The sequence below is a fragment of the Hwanghaeella sp. 1Z406 genome, from assembly GCF_048892425.1.
Taxonomy (GTDB): Bacteria; Pseudomonadota; Alphaproteobacteria; order UBA8366; family Aestuariispiraceae; genus Pacificispira.
In genome coordinates, this window is the sequence record NZ_JBLZHU010000003.1 from 221,709 (window position 1) to 236,311 (window position 14,603).

At 54.0% G+C, this 14,603-nt stretch carries 14 protein-coding genes; 6 read left to right on the forward strand and 8 right to left on the reverse strand.

The features are described from left to right. Window positions 1-14: 14 nt before the first annotated feature. From ACOSDR_RS08415 to ACOSDR_RS08430, 4 genes are all read right to left on the reverse strand, one after another. Window positions 15-1,118 (reverse strand): microcin C ABC transporter permease YejB, encoded by a 1,104-nt coding sequence (locus tag ACOSDR_RS08415; protein WP_420726168.1) that lies wholly within the window; start codon window positions 1,116-1,118, stop codon window positions 15-17. Window positions 1,119-1,168: 50 nt separating this feature from the next. Continuing rightward, complete coding sequence (locus ACOSDR_RS08420) at window positions 1,169-3,019, reverse strand: extracellular solute-binding protein (RefSeq protein WP_420726167.1); 1,851 nt, start codon at window positions 3,017-3,019, stop codon at window positions 1,169-1,171. A gap of 123 nt (window positions 3,020-3,142) precedes the next feature. Then, on the reverse strand, window positions 3,143-3,940 hold the full coding sequence (gene hisN / locus ACOSDR_RS08425) for a histidinol-phosphatase (RefSeq protein WP_420726166.1): 798 nt from the start codon (window positions 3,938-3,940) through the stop codon (window positions 3,143-3,145). A 94-nt stretch (window positions 3,941-4,034) separates the two neighbouring features. Continuing rightward, window positions 4,035-4,592: a c-type cytochrome gene (locus tag ACOSDR_RS08430; protein ID WP_420726165.1), complete on the reverse strand. Its 558-nt coding sequence runs from the start codon at window positions 4,590-4,592 to the stop codon at window positions 4,035-4,037. A 235-nt stretch (window positions 4,593-4,827) separates the two neighbouring features. Between ACOSDR_RS08430 and ACOSDR_RS08435 the strand changes: the two genes are divergently transcribed. Continuing rightward, window positions 4,828-5,595: a 3-deoxy-manno-octulosonate cytidylyltransferase gene (locus ACOSDR_RS08435; RefSeq protein ID WP_420730948.1), complete on the forward strand. Its 768-nt coding sequence runs from the start codon at window positions 4,828-4,830 to the stop codon at window positions 5,593-5,595. Window positions 5,596-5,801: 206 nt separating this feature from the next. Then, window positions 5,802-6,311: a hypothetical protein gene (locus tag ACOSDR_RS08440; protein ID WP_420726163.1), complete on the forward strand. Its 510-nt coding sequence runs from the start codon at window positions 5,802-5,804 to the stop codon at window positions 6,309-6,311. Here the strand turns inward: ACOSDR_RS08440 and ACOSDR_RS08445 are convergent. Beyond that, window positions 6,295-7,149, reverse strand: coding sequence for an AraC family transcriptional regulator (locus ACOSDR_RS08445; protein WP_420730949.1), 855 nt, complete (start codon window positions 7,147-7,149; stop codon window positions 6,295-6,297). The two genes, ACOSDR_RS08440 and ACOSDR_RS08445, sit on opposite strands and share 17 nt — an antisense overlap. Before the next feature lie 81 nt (window positions 7,150-7,230). On the opposite strand from ACOSDR_RS08445, the gene ACOSDR_RS08450 reads away from it, so the two are divergent. Continuing rightward, window positions 7,231-7,833 (forward strand): LysE family translocator, encoded by a 603-nt coding sequence (locus tag ACOSDR_RS08450; RefSeq protein ID WP_420726161.1) that lies wholly within the window; start codon window positions 7,231-7,233, stop codon window positions 7,831-7,833. Here ACOSDR_RS08450 and ACOSDR_RS08455 read toward each other — a convergent pair. Next, window positions 7,816-8,319, reverse strand: coding sequence for a paraquat-inducible protein A (locus tag ACOSDR_RS08455; protein WP_420730950.1), 504 nt, complete (start codon window positions 8,317-8,319; stop codon window positions 7,816-7,818). The genes ACOSDR_RS08450 and ACOSDR_RS08455 overlap by 18 nt on opposite strands. A gap of 146 nt (window positions 8,320-8,465) precedes the next feature. On the opposite strand from ACOSDR_RS08455, the gene serA reads away from it, so the two are divergent. After that, window positions 8,466-9,713, forward strand: coding sequence for a phosphoglycerate dehydrogenase (gene serA / locus ACOSDR_RS08460; RefSeq protein WP_420726159.1), 1,248 nt, complete (start codon window positions 8,466-8,468; stop codon window positions 9,711-9,713). Between the two features lie 8 nt (window positions 9,714-9,721). On the opposite strand, the gene ACOSDR_RS08465 is transcribed toward serA, so the two are convergent. Together ACOSDR_RS08465 and ACOSDR_RS08470 are read right to left on the reverse strand one after the other, a co-directional pair. Further along, on the reverse strand, window positions 9,722-11,383 hold the full coding sequence (locus tag ACOSDR_RS08465; RefSeq protein WP_420730951.1) for an EAL domain-containing protein: 1,662 nt from the start codon (window positions 11,381-11,383) through the stop codon (window positions 9,722-9,724). Window positions 11,384-11,704: 321 nt separating this feature from the next. Continuing rightward, window positions 11,705-12,724, reverse strand: a complete 1,020-nt coding sequence (locus ACOSDR_RS08470) for a zinc ABC transporter substrate-binding protein (protein ID WP_420730952.1) — start codon at window positions 12,722-12,724, stop codon at window positions 11,705-11,707. Window positions 12,725-12,971: 247 nt separating this feature from the next. Here ACOSDR_RS08470 and ACOSDR_RS08475 point away from each other — a divergent pair, with 247 nt between their 5' ends. After that, on the forward strand, window positions 12,972-13,793 hold the full coding sequence (locus ACOSDR_RS08475) for an ATP-binding cassette domain-containing protein (protein WP_420730953.1): 822 nt from the start codon (window positions 12,972-12,974) through the stop codon (window positions 13,791-13,793). Then, window positions 13,753-14,595 (forward strand): metal ABC transporter permease, encoded by an 843-nt coding sequence (locus ACOSDR_RS08480; protein WP_420730954.1) that lies wholly within the window; start codon window positions 13,753-13,755, stop codon window positions 14,593-14,595. Before ACOSDR_RS08475 ends, ACOSDR_RS08480 begins: the two co-directional genes overlap by 41 nt. Window positions 14,596-14,603 lie beyond the last annotated feature (8 nt).

The following is a 14,603-nucleotide window of genomic DNA, read 5'->3' on the forward strand; positions in this document are numbered from 1 at the left end:
GCCTGTGACACAGATCAACCCTCCCGCTTTTCAAAGTCTATGCGGGGGTCCACCGCGACATACATCAAGTCACCGACCAGCCCCATGATCAGGCCCAGCAGGGTAAACATATACAATGTGGCGAACATGACCGGATAATCCCGGTTGATCGCCGCTTCAAAACCAAGGGCCCCCAACCCATCCAGGGAGAAAATAACCTCAATCAGCAAAGAGGAGGTAAACAGGATGGAAATGAAGGCTGCGGGAAATCCCGCAATAACGATCAGCATCGCGTTGCGGAAGACATGACCGTACAGAATGCGTCCTTCGTCCAGACCCTTCTGGCGCGCGGTGATGACATATTGCTTGTTTATTTCTTCCAGAAAAGAATTCTTGGTCAGCATTGCCAGCGTGGTGAAGGCCCCGACAATCATGGCCGTCAATGGCAGGGCCAGATGCCAGAAATAATCAACAATTTTGCCCCACAGAGTCAGGTCGTCAAAATTCTCTGAAACAAGACCCCGCAGCGGGAACCAATCAAAATACTGCCCCCCCGCGAACAGGATGATCAACAAGACGGCGAACAGGAAATTGGGGATGGCATATCCAGCGAACAGAACCGCGGATGTCCATGCATCAAACTGGCTGCCTTCCCGGATGGCCTTGCGGATCCCTAACGGAATCGCAACCAGATAGGTGATGATCGTGGTCCACAGCCCCAATGAAATTGAAACCGGCATTTTGTCCAGAATCAGATCGATCACCGTGCGATCGGTAAAGTAACTGGTGCCGAAATCAAACTGCAGATAATTCACAATCATCGTGAAAAAGCGCTCGTACCAGGGCTTGTCAAAGCCGAACTGAGCCTCCAATTGCGCCAGGAATTCCGGCGGCAAGCCCCTGGATGCGCGGGTTTGATTGTCCCCGCTGGTGGCTGCACTGTTTTCAGATCCGCCTGCCAGATCCCCAGCCCCACCAGAGACACGCTGTAGGGCACCGGGAGCATTCCCCTTCAGTTGAGAGATGATCTGATCGATCGGGCCGCCGGGTGCTGCCTGAATAACGGCAAAATTCAACAGCATGATCACGAACAGGGTCGGGATGACCAAAAGCAATCGGCGCAGGATGTACGCGTACATATGGGTTAATCCCTAATCAACGTGATCACGACCAAGCAGATCATCGCGGTTCACTTACGCCCGTTGCGTTCAAGGGCCGCATCCAGGTCCGCATCAACCCACCAGAAATTAGGGGATGTTCCCTGCATTGGCGTTTTCTCCGGAAAGCCGAACCGGTTCCAATAGGCAATTCGGTCGACCTTGCTGTGAAACATGGGAATAACATAAAAATTCCACAACAAAACACGATCCAACGCATGCGTCCGCGCCACCAGCACATCCCGGCTGGGGGATGCGATCAGCTCTTCAATCAAGGTGTCAATTGCGGGGTTCTTGATCCCGGCTGTGTTGCGACTGCCTTGTCGATCCGCCGCTGCGCTGCTCCAGAATTCACGCTGTTCATTGCCGGGTGAATGAGACTGCCCCCAGCTGCCGATGATCATATCAAAATCGAAACTATCCACCCGCGACTGATACTGGGCTGCATCGACGACACGAATGGAAACCTTGCCGCCCAGTCGTTCGACACCGCGTACCAATGACTGGGTATGGGGGGTGAACAGGTCCTGATTCAACAGTACTTCGAATTCAAATGGCGCGCCTGTAGACGTTTGCGTCAGGACACCATCCTTGATGTCCCATCCTGCTTCTTTCAGCAGTTCAAGGGCTGTGCGCAATTGCTGGCGGCTGTTCCCGGACCCATCAGTGACGGGCGGCTGATAATCTTCCGTAAACACACGTGGCGGCAACTGATCGCGCAACGGCTCCAGGACCTTCAATTCTTCCGGTCCAGGCAATCCCGTCGCTTCCAGATCAGAATTCTCAAAATAGCTGTCGGTACGGGTATACGCGCCATACATGATGGTCTTATTGACCCATTCGAAATCCCACAGATAGGTCAGTGCCTCACGTACTTTGACATCAGAGAAAATAGACTTGCGGGTATTCATGACAAAGCCCTGCATGCCGGTCCCGCGTTCATGGGTAAATTCACGCTTGATCAGGCGACCATCTTTTACCGCAGGCACATCATAGGCAGTCGCCCAGAACTTCGATGAATTCTCTGACCGCCAATCTATAGTGCCTGACTTCAGCGCCTCCAGCATAACCGTTCGGTCGCGAAAATACTCGTATCGGATGGTATCAAAATTGTTCTGCCCAACATTCACCGGCAGATCCTTGCCCCAATAATCCGGCACACGCTCTATCGCAATGGATTGACCGGGGCGCACCGCGCTAATTTTATACGGACCGGACCCCAAAGGCGGCTCCAAGGTGGTTTTATCAAACTCTCTATCTTTCCAGTAATGTTCGGGCAGAACAGGCAACTGGCCCAGGATCACCGGCATTTCCACATTCTCGCCAGGCACCATGTGAAACTGTACAGTCAAGTCATCCAGGGCTGTGACTTCTTCAACATTGGCATAGTAATAGCGATACAGCGGGCTGCCCTTCTCCCGCAGTGTATTGAATGTCCATATTACATCGCTGGCGCGAACCGGAACCCCATCATGGAACCGCGCGGCATCGCGCAATTTGAACCGGACATCGGTGATCACACCTTGTGCATCACTCTCCACCTCAATCCACTCTGCCAGCAGGCCATATTCACTGTTGGGTTCGTCCATGCTGGTCGTCATCAGGGTATCGTATATGGCGGAACTGCCCGCCCCAGGATTGCCCTTAATGATGAAGGGGTTCAGGGAATCAAATGTGTCTGGCACACCAAACACCACCGTCCCGCCCTTGGCCGCATCCGGATTTACATAGTCAAAATGCTTAAAATCTCCGGGATACTTAATCTGGCTGTGAATTGCCCAACCATGGGAACGGACGACCTCTTGTGCATGTCCGACCGACGGTCCAAAAGCATATCCAATTAGAAAAAAGGCGAAACAAGCATGTTTCAGGGTACACAGCATATATCCAAAGTCTCCCGGTGCTGCCGTTATTCAATCCGACTTAGGACATTAATGTGGCGCAGATCATCAAAAGCGCAAGCGTTGCGGCGCGAATACCTTAGAATTGCCTTGCAGTGGACACTATCAGGGCAAAAACGCCCGCAAGGCCGCGTCCCGCAACTGTGTGCCAGATGCCGCGATGACGCTGCCGTCTGAATCAATGGTTAGTGGCTGTCCGTTCCAATCTGTCATCGTCCCCCCCGCGCCGACAATCACCGGCACAAGGGCGCAGTAATCATAGGGTTTCAACCCGGTTTCAATGACCAGATCTATCGATCCAGACGCGATCAGCGCGAACGCATAGCAATCAGCACTGAATCGGGTCAAAGCCACCGCATCTTTCACTGCCAAGAAACCGTCCTCATTAGGGCCGTTCAGAAAGAAGTCGGCATCTGTCGTATAGAATATGGCCTTATCAAGATCAGATTTCTTGGATGTTTGAACAGCCGCGCCATTATAGGTCGTGGGATAGCCCAGGGCCCCGATCCAGCGTTCTTCCTGAATTGGCTGATCAATAACGCCCAATATAGGCACACCATCGACGCAACAGGCGATCAGAGTGCCAAACAACGGCATGCCGGAAATGAAGGCTTTGGTACCATCAATTGGATCCAGAACCCACACGGCAGGCCCATCCAACCGGGTGGAGCCATATTCCTCCCCCAGAATTCCGTGGTCTGGAAAGGTTCTTTCGATTTCTGCGCGCATCGCCGCTTCAATTGAGCGATCCGCGATCGTGACGGGACTGTCATCCGCCTTGGAAACAATATCCAATGGCGTGCGAAAATACTGCTGTGCAATCGGCCGGGCGATATCTGCCAATCGATGTGCAAGGGCAATCCATTCTTCAGGGCAGCGTTCCATGTTTTCGATACCAGTCACGGTTTTCCCTCATCAAAGCCGATAGCAGTCGGGTAAAAAAACGGGCGGCGAAGGATGCCTCGCCGCCCGTATGATTCTCAGCAACACCGACCGCTTACGGCAGGGGGGCTGGATTTGTACTCAAAGTCCGCAGATAGGCGATCAGATTTGCGCGATCTTCGTCTTTCCGAACACCACGGAAGCTCATCTTCGTGCCCGGCGCATAATCCGTCGGGGCATAAAGGAAATGGTTCAGCGCATCATAATCCCACTCCCCATCGAGTGCCTGGAAAGCAGCGGAGTAACTAAAATCGACGCTGGCTTTCTTGCGCATCACAACATCATAAAGATCCGGGCCGACCTTGCTGCCGGCGCCTTCTTCAAAATTGTGACAGGCGACGCATTTCTTTGCGACTTTTTCACCATCAGCAATATCGGCAGATGCCAACATTGGCAAAATGTCGCCAGGTCCTGCAGGCTCAGCCGGTTCTGCGGCCGCCGCCACCTCCGTGCCCGTTGTCGGCTCCGCGATCACAAAGGCCTGGCCTTCGACGCCTTCCGGCAATTCCACATGATACAATGACTCCGCTAAAATCCCGGAAACCATGGCCAACAGGCCAGCCGTCAGGACTGCTGCGGAAATCTTGTTGATGAAAAGCGCATCTTGTTTCATTGATGATCCCCGATAATTGCCGACATTCGCCGACCTGTATCTGCGTTTATCGTCTAACCCCACACACTTTAACCACAGTGCCCGTACAGTCTAGCCCAAACCAGTCTCGTGATGAGATTGCCAAGTCTGGGGAGCGATATATCCTGTCCGAACCCGATAATCAACGGTACCAATAAGCGGCGCGTCGTCGCAGTATTCAAATCACCCAGTTTTTGTGTTCCAGGAACCTGATTCCATGTCAAATAATCCAATTGTTCTGATCCCCGCGCGCCTGGCGTCGACCCGTCTGCCAAACAAGCCCTTGGCCGATATCGGCGGAAAGCCAATGATTGTGCAGTGCATAGAACGTGCGCTGGAAGCTGATTTGGGGCCAGTCGCCGTCGCTGCGGGTGACCCGGAAATATATGATGCGGTACAGGCGGCCGGCTATACCGCCATCCTGACCGATCCCGCCCATCCTTCAGGGTCTGACCGGATATATGAGGCGGTTTGCCGCCTTGATCCGGATGGGCAGCATGATGTTATCATAAATGTACAGGGTGACCTGCCAACATTGGATCCGGTATCGATTCGCGCCGCAATGGCTCCGATTCAGCAATCGGATGGGGTGGATATCGCGACCATCGCAGCCGTCATCGACCGGGAGGAAGAGCGATCCAATCCTAATGTTGTGAAAGTCATTGCCGGTTTCCCAGAGGTTTCAGATCTGGATTTTACAATCGCCCGGGCACTGAGCTTCACCCGTGCGACGGCCCCGTGGGGGGATGGTCCGCTGTATCACCATATTGGCTTATACGCATTTCGCCGCCCGGCCCTGGCCAGATTCGTGGGATTACCACCCGGTATTCTGGAGCAACGGGAGCGTTTGGAGCAATTGCGTGCCCTGGAGGCCGGGATGCGAATTGATGTCGCCCTGGTGAGGACGGTGCCTCTGGGCGTGGACACACCAGAGGATCTGGAACGCGCGCGGGCCATTCTGATGAAAAACAACCTGGCCCCCTGACAAAACACGTTGCTGTAACTGCCCGAATCACGGTCCTGTTGCGTCAGTTATTCCAACAAACAGATACTATGAGTTCACTGAACCGGCGGAGAGTGATGAAAAAGACGGATAAGTCACAATCCATGTTGTCTCGTAGCAGAATACCGCTAAGGGTCGCATTCGCAGGTGTCTGCCTTTCCGGGCTAGTGGGATGCGTCGGCGGGAATATGGGTATTTCCAGCGACCGGGGGCCAACCGCGGGTGTCCAAGCGGTATCGCCCAGCGACCGTACCGCCGTGGCACCAGAGGGGGAGTTGCCCCCCAACGTGTTGACAATCCCCGATCTTCCGGTCCCGCCCGGCTCTCAAGTTGTACTGACGGATACGGTTATTGTTGGCGATGATCTGTCCTGGACTGGGCAGGTTGTTTTGGTCGGCGATGCCAGCCAACCAGTCCAGATTGTCGAGTTCATGCGCCAGAACATGCCGCAATACGGCTGGGTCGAAACTGCGATCGTACGATCACGCCGCACTTCGATCACCTATGTTAAGGGGGATCGATTCGCCACTGTTCGCATTTTGCCGCTGACCAGTGGGGTTGAAGTGGATGTGGTCGTGGCCCCGGCTGGACGCACCGCGGAAAAAACAACGACCGGATCACAGGGCTTTATCTCCCAGCCCCAACCACCATCACCACAACAGCGCACAACACCCGGCCCGGTTATCCTGACCCAATAGCCACCATCGCATTGCCGCAATACAGGTTGCGCCACTGGCCCGGAGACAGGCCGTTGGTAGCGCGGAATTGTCTGGTAAAATGGCTTTGATCGGCGAATCCCGCAGCCGCAGCGACATGCGCCAATGGCAGAGCATCCCGCATCAGGTCCTTGGCAACCTCCAGGCGGCGCTGAATGAGGAACCGATACGGACTGGTGCCAAAGCGCCGCTTAAACATCCGCGCCAGGGTGAAACGGTCTAAACCACTGTCTCTTTCGACCTGTGCCATGCGGTGGGACTGTGTCGGCGCGTCACTCAGCCGGTCATGCAGCCGCTGAACAATCACCGCTTCTATTTGTGATGACTTGGAAGCACGAAACCGCCGCATATTATCGCTGTTTTGAAATAAGGCGCCCGCCAGCGCCACCATGGCATCCACCGCCGCGAAATCCTTCGCCGCCCGATCCGGAGTATCGGCAAGGGCTAACATCTCCAGCACCGCCAACCGTAGAGCGGGATCTTGCGTCACAGCCTGTTTGTTGAATGGTAACCAGTCTACACCATGCGCTGCGGCGATATCCTGAGGGGACACGACAAATGACCGGTACCCGAACGCCGTATTGTCGCCGGAACGTCCGTCATGCAATTCATCTGGATGTATGACGAAGATATCCCCTGGCATCGCGTGCCACGTTTCACGACGGTATTCGAAACTCTGGACACCAATTTCCGTGCATCCAATCGTATACGTATCATGGCGATGCGGGGAGAATGCAACGTCCTGGAAATAGGCATGCGTCCATTGTAGGCTGCCATATGCAAATCCCGTCTTAATCCAACTTTTCTCCGCTCGCGCCACGTCGCACCCGCTGCACAATTGTTCAAGACGCCCTTTCCGAAATAGGCCATGAATACTGTGCACTGCAATGGGAAATGACAAATGTTATCAGATCTGATCAGCCTGTGGCTGGCCGCCATACCGTTAATGCTCAGTCCGGGACCGGCTGTTTTGGGGGTGTCTGCCATGGCATCGGCTTATGGATTGCGGGCGGCAGTCCCCTATTGGGTGGGTATTGTTATTGGCACAGTGTCGGTTCTTCTGATCGTCGTGCTGGGCATCACCAGCGTTTTCTTCGCCATACCAGGCGTCAAACCAGCTTTGGTAGGGCTTGCCGCGATTTACATTCTCTACCTGGCCTATCGGATTGCCACAGCACCGGTTGCCAGTCTGAAACGTGACACAGAAAGTCGCCCCAAATTCACAGCCGGATTTATCATCGCTGTCGCCAACCCCAAAGCCTTCGCCGTGTTTGGGGCGTTATGCGCCAGTCACACCATCGTGCCGACACAGCCGGTACTGGATGGGGGGCTGAAATTTATCGCCTTATTGATCATGGCGGCAATCGCCAGTGGTTCCTGGCTGTTATTCGGATCCCTGCTGGCAAGATATCTGCAAAATCCAACCCTCAGCCGGGTCGTAAATATTTTCTTTGCCCTGTTATTGGTCCTGTCTGTGCTGAAAGCATTAAGCAGTTTTATCTGACTGCCCACGATGGGCGCGCCGTAGCCCCAGGCCTGCGGCAACGGCCAGGATGGCAGAGGTGGCAAAGAAATACAGGCCCGGCGCGACTTCGACTTCTGCCACCCAACTGGATTTCAGTGTCACAACGACGACAGCCAGGACCAGCACATCCAACATCGTCCATTTCCCAATCGCATCCAGAAACGCAATGCCCCGGCGTGCGGCAATGCCGGATCCTTCGGTGAACCGCCACAGGCCATAACCGATGATCAGTTTTGCCGGGGGCAGGACCAGCGTGAAAATCAAGACCAGAACGCCAATTGCCGTTTCATCCTGCTGAAACAACCCGCTGACGATCCCGATCAGGGACACATCATTCTGGAACATGAACAATTCCGTGACATGCAGGACGGGCAGCGTCACTCCAGCACCCCATAATCCCAGCGCCAGAATGAACCCAAGCCCCGTCAACCGATCCATACCTGATGCATGTTTATGTAATGGCACCGCCGTCTCCCAGCCTCATTTCGCAATTCGAAATGGAGTTCTGTTTACGGTTAGAATGCGCCTGCGACAAGAAGGGGTTTGTGAGCCTGCGGCGAGTGCGATAGAAGCGCGACATTCAAGTCGTGATTTATGAAGGATATGCCGCTATGTCGATACTGGAACCATTGCCTTTGGACATCGCCGAATCGAAAATCCTGCTGCTGGAGGGTATTTCCGAACGCGCAGTTGATCATTTCACTGGCTTTGGGTTTCGCAAGGTTGAACGGTTGACCAAGGCATTGACCGGCGATGCGCTGTCAGAGGCGCTGGCCGATGATGTACGGATTCTGGGTATTCGGTCCCGCAGTCAGGTGACGGAAGAAATCCTCAGCAAGGCGGAAAAGCTTCGGGTTGTCGGCTGTTTTTCTGTCGGGACCAATCAAATTGACCTGGATGCGGCGCAGCGGCGCGGCATCCCGGTATTCAACGCGCCGTTTTCAAACACCCGCAGCGTGGCTGAACTGACCCTGGCGGAAAGCGTCATGCTGTTGCGCCGGACCTTTCCACGCTCCACCGCCGCTCACGCCGGAACCTGGGATAAGTCCGCGACGGGCAGTATGGAATTGCGCGGCAAGACATTGGGCATCGTCGGATATGGCAATATCGGGACACAGTTGGCGGTTCTGGCCGAAGCCATGGCGATGCAGGTGATCTATTACGATCACACCGACAAGTTAAGTCACGGTAACGCCCATCCGATGGAAAGCCTGGATGCCCTGTTGGAAAAGGCCGATATCGTTTCATTGCATGTCCCGGAAACGCCCCAGACCAAGGATATGATCGGGGCGGCGCAGTTTGCGAAGATGAAGCCAGGCAGTTATTTCATCAACAATGCGCGCGGCACGGTCGTGGATCTGAATGCCCTGGCCGACGCCCTGAAATCCGGCCATCTGGCAGGCGCAGCGGTTGACGTATTTCCGGTCGAACCCCCTTCCAATGCAGAACCCTTCACCTCCCCCCTGCAGGGCCTGGATAATGTTATCCTGACCCCGCATGTTGGCGGGTCCACACTGGAAGCGCAGGAGCGGATCGGAGAGGAAGTTTCCCGGAAACTGTCAGAATATGCGAATAATGGCTCAACCGTCGGGGCGGTTAACTTCCCACAGGTTCAATTGCCGCCGCGCAAGGACGTTACCCGCTTCATTCAGGTTCAGCGCAATCTGCCGGGTGAACTGCGCCGTCTGAACGATGTTTTCGCCAATCGGAATGTGAACATCGCCGCCCAGCATTATCAGACCGAAGGGGAAATCGGTTATGTCGTGCTGGATGCGGAAGGACGGGTCGCCGATGCAATGGACATTGTTGCGGAAATCAAAACCCTGCCAGGAACCTTGCGCGCACGGGTGCTGCGGTAAAGCGCCTGCTATCCAAGTTTTTTAGAGCCGGGAAAGCTTTGCGTGAACAACCATGCCCGGAATTCGTCCGCCGGCATCGGCTTTGCGATCGCATAGCCCTGGACAAAATCGCAACCAAGGTCGCGCAGAAGCGTGACGACCTTTTCGTCTTCCGCCCCTTCTGCCACCGTCTGGATGTTGCGCGACCGACACATGGCAATTGAGGCCGATACGATTCCCTGGGATTCCTCTGATTCCAATAGATCCGTGATAAAGCACTGATCGATCTTGATCGTATTGACGTCGATCCGCTTGAACTGTTGCAGCGACGAATATCCCGTTCCAAAATCATCAATCGCTATTTTATAGCCAATTGCTCTGAGATCTTCCAGGGCACGGCTTGTCGCCTCGAAATCCTTGACCAAACCTGTTTCCGTCAGCTCAAGTTCCAACCCGTTGAACGCGCTGCCAAGGCGCTTTGGCAATGAATGGAGAATATCCAGGATCTCTTCATCCACCAGATCATCGGCGGCAAGGTTCACCGACATATCAATCGGTATCCCCACCTTTCGCCAGTGCTCCAGTTCCTGAACGGTCTGACTGAGCACCCATTTGGTGACGCCACTGATCAGGCCTGACTTTTCAGCCAAAGGAATGAACCGGTCCGGCGGCACATAGCCATGCTTGGGACTGTTCCAGCGGATCAGCGCCTCGGCGCTGTAGATCATGTTATCCTGAAGGGACTGTTTAGGCTGATAATGCATCGACAGGCATCCACCCTGATCAAGATCCTTATACAGATCATCCATCAGGGAAAGATTACTTTGGCGTTGTAATAAATCAGCCGCATCAAACGTGGCAACCCCATGAATTTCAGTTGCCGCCTTTTCACAGGCAAAAAGCGCCTTATCAAAAGGGGCCTGTTGATTCAGGTCATTGCTCTCAACCTCTGCTACCCCGATTGCCGGACGCACCGGAAGCCGCACATTGTTGATCCGGATATAGCGCGGAATGGCCTTGGCAAGAGCCGACAAGAAATCAGCGCCTTCCAGCAATGATCCGGGACGAACAACGCCAATCGCCGTGGAACTGATATGTAAGACCGTTGCCGTATCATCGAGCAATCGTTCCTGAAAATTTGTAAATACCTGAATCGCCGACGCCTTGGCCGTCATAAACCCAAAGACTGCCTGGATGTCAGAGTAATTGCGGATGCTGATGACACAGACAATATATTTTTCAGGCACTTTTTTGTAAGGTGCCGCATGGATACTGAATTTGCTGGCATATTGCAGGCCGGTCGACTCATCAATCTCTGCCAGGCCTTTGACGCGTTTGTTCTCGGCGTTCAATAGCGCCGCTACGATGCCAACAAATGTGCCAATCGAAACATAGAAGGCGCACCGTATGATCCAATTCTCGGTCGTTTGCGGCAGGCCCCGTGCCACATCCAATGGCATATACGGCCCCAGAAGTAGAGCCGCAATCAATCCCACCAGAATACCGCCTGGCATATTGAAAATCATACCCGCCAGGGCAATTGGCATCATCATCAGATAGGGCCACACAAATTGCGTTCCCCCACCGATGAAAACGACATGGGTGGAAATCCCCAAAGCCAATATGATGGATAGAATTGCGATAATCTGTCCACCAGGCCCGACATTCGGATGCATTTGAAGTCTAGCCATTGTGGAAAATGACCGTGGATGTCGAATCGTCATCTGCGTCTTTCATGAAGAAATAATCGATGTGAAAATGCAGGGTTCGATCATTCGATTTTTACTATATCAGAAATAAAAAATATTAATATTTTAATATTCATTTTACATGATCTAAAAATAACTTAAATTGCTTATGTGTTGATATTGTTCATCTTTATTTTTTACATTAACCTTTTTTTGCTAATGTTTTTATACCGAAAGCCACATATTACGGCGCTGAACATTGATAAAGTAATGTCAATGTTCAGCGCCGGTGAGAATAATCCTGTGGCCTGTATTGGCCGTTCTTCACTTTGTTGCGGAAAGGCAGCCGCGTAATCCGTCCGCTATATCCTGCATCAGGGTAAAATACAGATCTGTACCGGGCGTAAGCGCCGCCCCCAATGGGTCGAGTACTCCCGACGCGATACCGCTGTCATTTGTCACTATTGAAACCAGTTTCGATGGAAATTGAGGCTCCGAGAAAATGCACCTGGCACCGCTGGTGCTGAGTGTTTCCTGCAATGCCTGAACCCGTTCTGCACTGGGATTTGATTCCGGGTTAAGCGTCAGCATGCCAACGGCATGAAGGCCATAGTGATCCTCGAAATAATGATAGGCGTCATGAAACACAGCAAAGGGCTGGTCCGCGATGGGTGCCAGTGCAACAGACAGGGTCTTATCCAGGACCACAATCCGCGATTCCAGGCTCTTCGCATTCGCCTGGTACTGCACGGCATGGGCGGGGTCCCTTTCAGCAAGGGTTGCTGCGATGGCCTGCACCAGTGCGATGGCATTCTGCGGATCCAGCCAGATATGAGGATCTACGCCACCATGGTCATGCCCTTCTTCATGGTTATGTTCTTCCTCATGATCATGCCCTTTCTTATGATCATCATCATGGCCTGCATCATGGTTTTCGTCATGATGTGCCTCCCCAAAGTCGTGCTTGTCCCGGGGTGGCAGGACCGTAACACCGGGCGACTGCAACAGGGCGACGGAGACCGCGTTAAGACCCAATGTCTCAACAGGTTTTTTCAGGAAGGTTTCCAAACCGGGCCCCACCCAGAATATAACGTCTGCCTGCTGCAGGGCTTCCGCTTGGGATGGTTTCAAGGAATATGTATGCGGCGATCCTGCCCCCGTCACCAGCAAGCTTGGCGTTCCAACACCCTGCATAACACCAGCGACAAGGGAATGGATCGGTTTTATCGACACCACAACCGATGGCGATGTGTCTGCAACAGACACGGATGCAAGACCGCTCATCATCAGCCCAAGTAAAGCCGCTAATCCACTGATCTTGTTACCCACCCTTCGAAGCATCATAACCGCGACTCCCAGTGAAATGTTACATCATTACATGAATTGCGTTACGGTATAACGTATGATAAATAGTCAATCAAGTGGGAATACCCTGTGCCAGCGCACGAAGTGATCCAATGCCCGCTTTTGACCATCATCTGCCCTGATATGCGGAAAGAACCACATTATGCCAGGAAACAGCCATGCAATAGATGGCTTGCCAAAGCAGTCTACACCCCCTGTTTCCTCACTGTATTCCAAGGGTCAGAAAATGGCCGATATATTGGTACAGGCACAGCAGATTGGCGTTCAGCGAAATGGCCGGTGGCTGATCCGGGGCATTGATCTGACGGTGCGGAAGGGGGAAATCATCACTCTGATCGGCCCCAACGGATCGGGGAAATCCACAACGGTGAAGACGGTTCTGGGGGTGATCAAGCCCGACGAGGGATCGATCACCCGTGCGGCCAATCTGCGCATTGGCTATGTCCCCCAGCGACTGGCGATAGATTGGACCCTACCCCTGACCGTTGATCGGTTGATGTCTCTGACTGGTCGGATTTCCAGGGCCGACCGGCGGGCGGCGTTAGAAGAGGTTGGGATCGGGCATCTGGCCCAGTCAGAAGTCGGTGCCTTGTCGGGTGGTGAATTCCAACGGGCGCTGCTGGCCCGCGCCCTGGCCCGCAAACCCGATCTGTTGGTGCTGGACGAACCTGTCCAGGGTGTCGATGTCGCGGGGGAGGCAGCCTTATACACCCTGATCGATGAAATTCGCCACAAGATCGGCTGTGGCATCCTATTGATATCGCATGACCTGCACGTGGTGATGGCGGCGACCGATACCGTCCTGTGCCTGAACGGCCATATGTGTTGCAGCGGCACCCCGCAATCTGTTGCGGAAGATCCGGCATATTTGCAGCTGTTCGGGCCGCGCGCGGCGTCTATTGCTGTCTATGCCCACCATCATGATCACACCCACCTGCCAGACGGGCGCGTCCGGCAACAGGATGGCCGCATTACCGAAACCTGCCATGAACCGCACGATCATTCCCATGAAACACCGAAAAGCGGGGGGAATGGCCATGTTGGATGATTTCTTCACCCGCGCAATAATCGCAGGCATTGGCATTGCGCTTGTTGCTGGACCGTTAGGCTGTTTCGTGGTCTGGCGGCGTATGGCTTATTTTGGCGATACGCTGGCGCATTCGTCGCTTTTGGGTCTGGCGCTGTCTTACATATTATCCATCAATTCGACCCTGTCTGTCTTTCTGGTTTCTGCGCTGATCGCCCTGTCATTGTTATACCTGCAACGCCGGGCCAGCCTGTCCTCTGATTCGATCCTAGGGCTGCTGTCCCATTCGGCCCTGGCGCTGGGGCTGGTTTGCATCGCCTTTCTGACCTGGGTCAGGCTGGACCTGCAAGGCGTGCTGTTTGGGGATATTCTGGCCGTGTCGAAGACCGATATAGCGGTTATTTATGCGGGTGGAGCGGCTGTTCTGATCGCCTTGATCGTGATCTGGCGTCCCTTATTCGCGACCACGGTGAACCGTGAACTTGCAGAAGCGGAAGGGGTTGGACCGGACCGAATCAACGCCTTTTTCGTTATCCTGCTGGCCCTGACGATCGCAATCGCAATCAAGGTGATTGGCGTCTTACTGATCACCGCGCTGCTGATCATTCCAGCTGCTGCGGCCAGGCGGTTCGCCACCGGCCCAGAACAGATGGCCGTGCTGGCCGCCGGGATCGGGGCCTTGTCTGTTGTGGGTGGATTATTCGGATCGCTGGAATGGGACACACCTTCTGGCCCATCGATTGTCGTTGCGACCTTTATTGCCTTTCTGGTTAGTTTAGCACTACCCTCTGTCGCTCTTCGACAGCGCCTGCGTCGCCTCTGAAAGAAAGT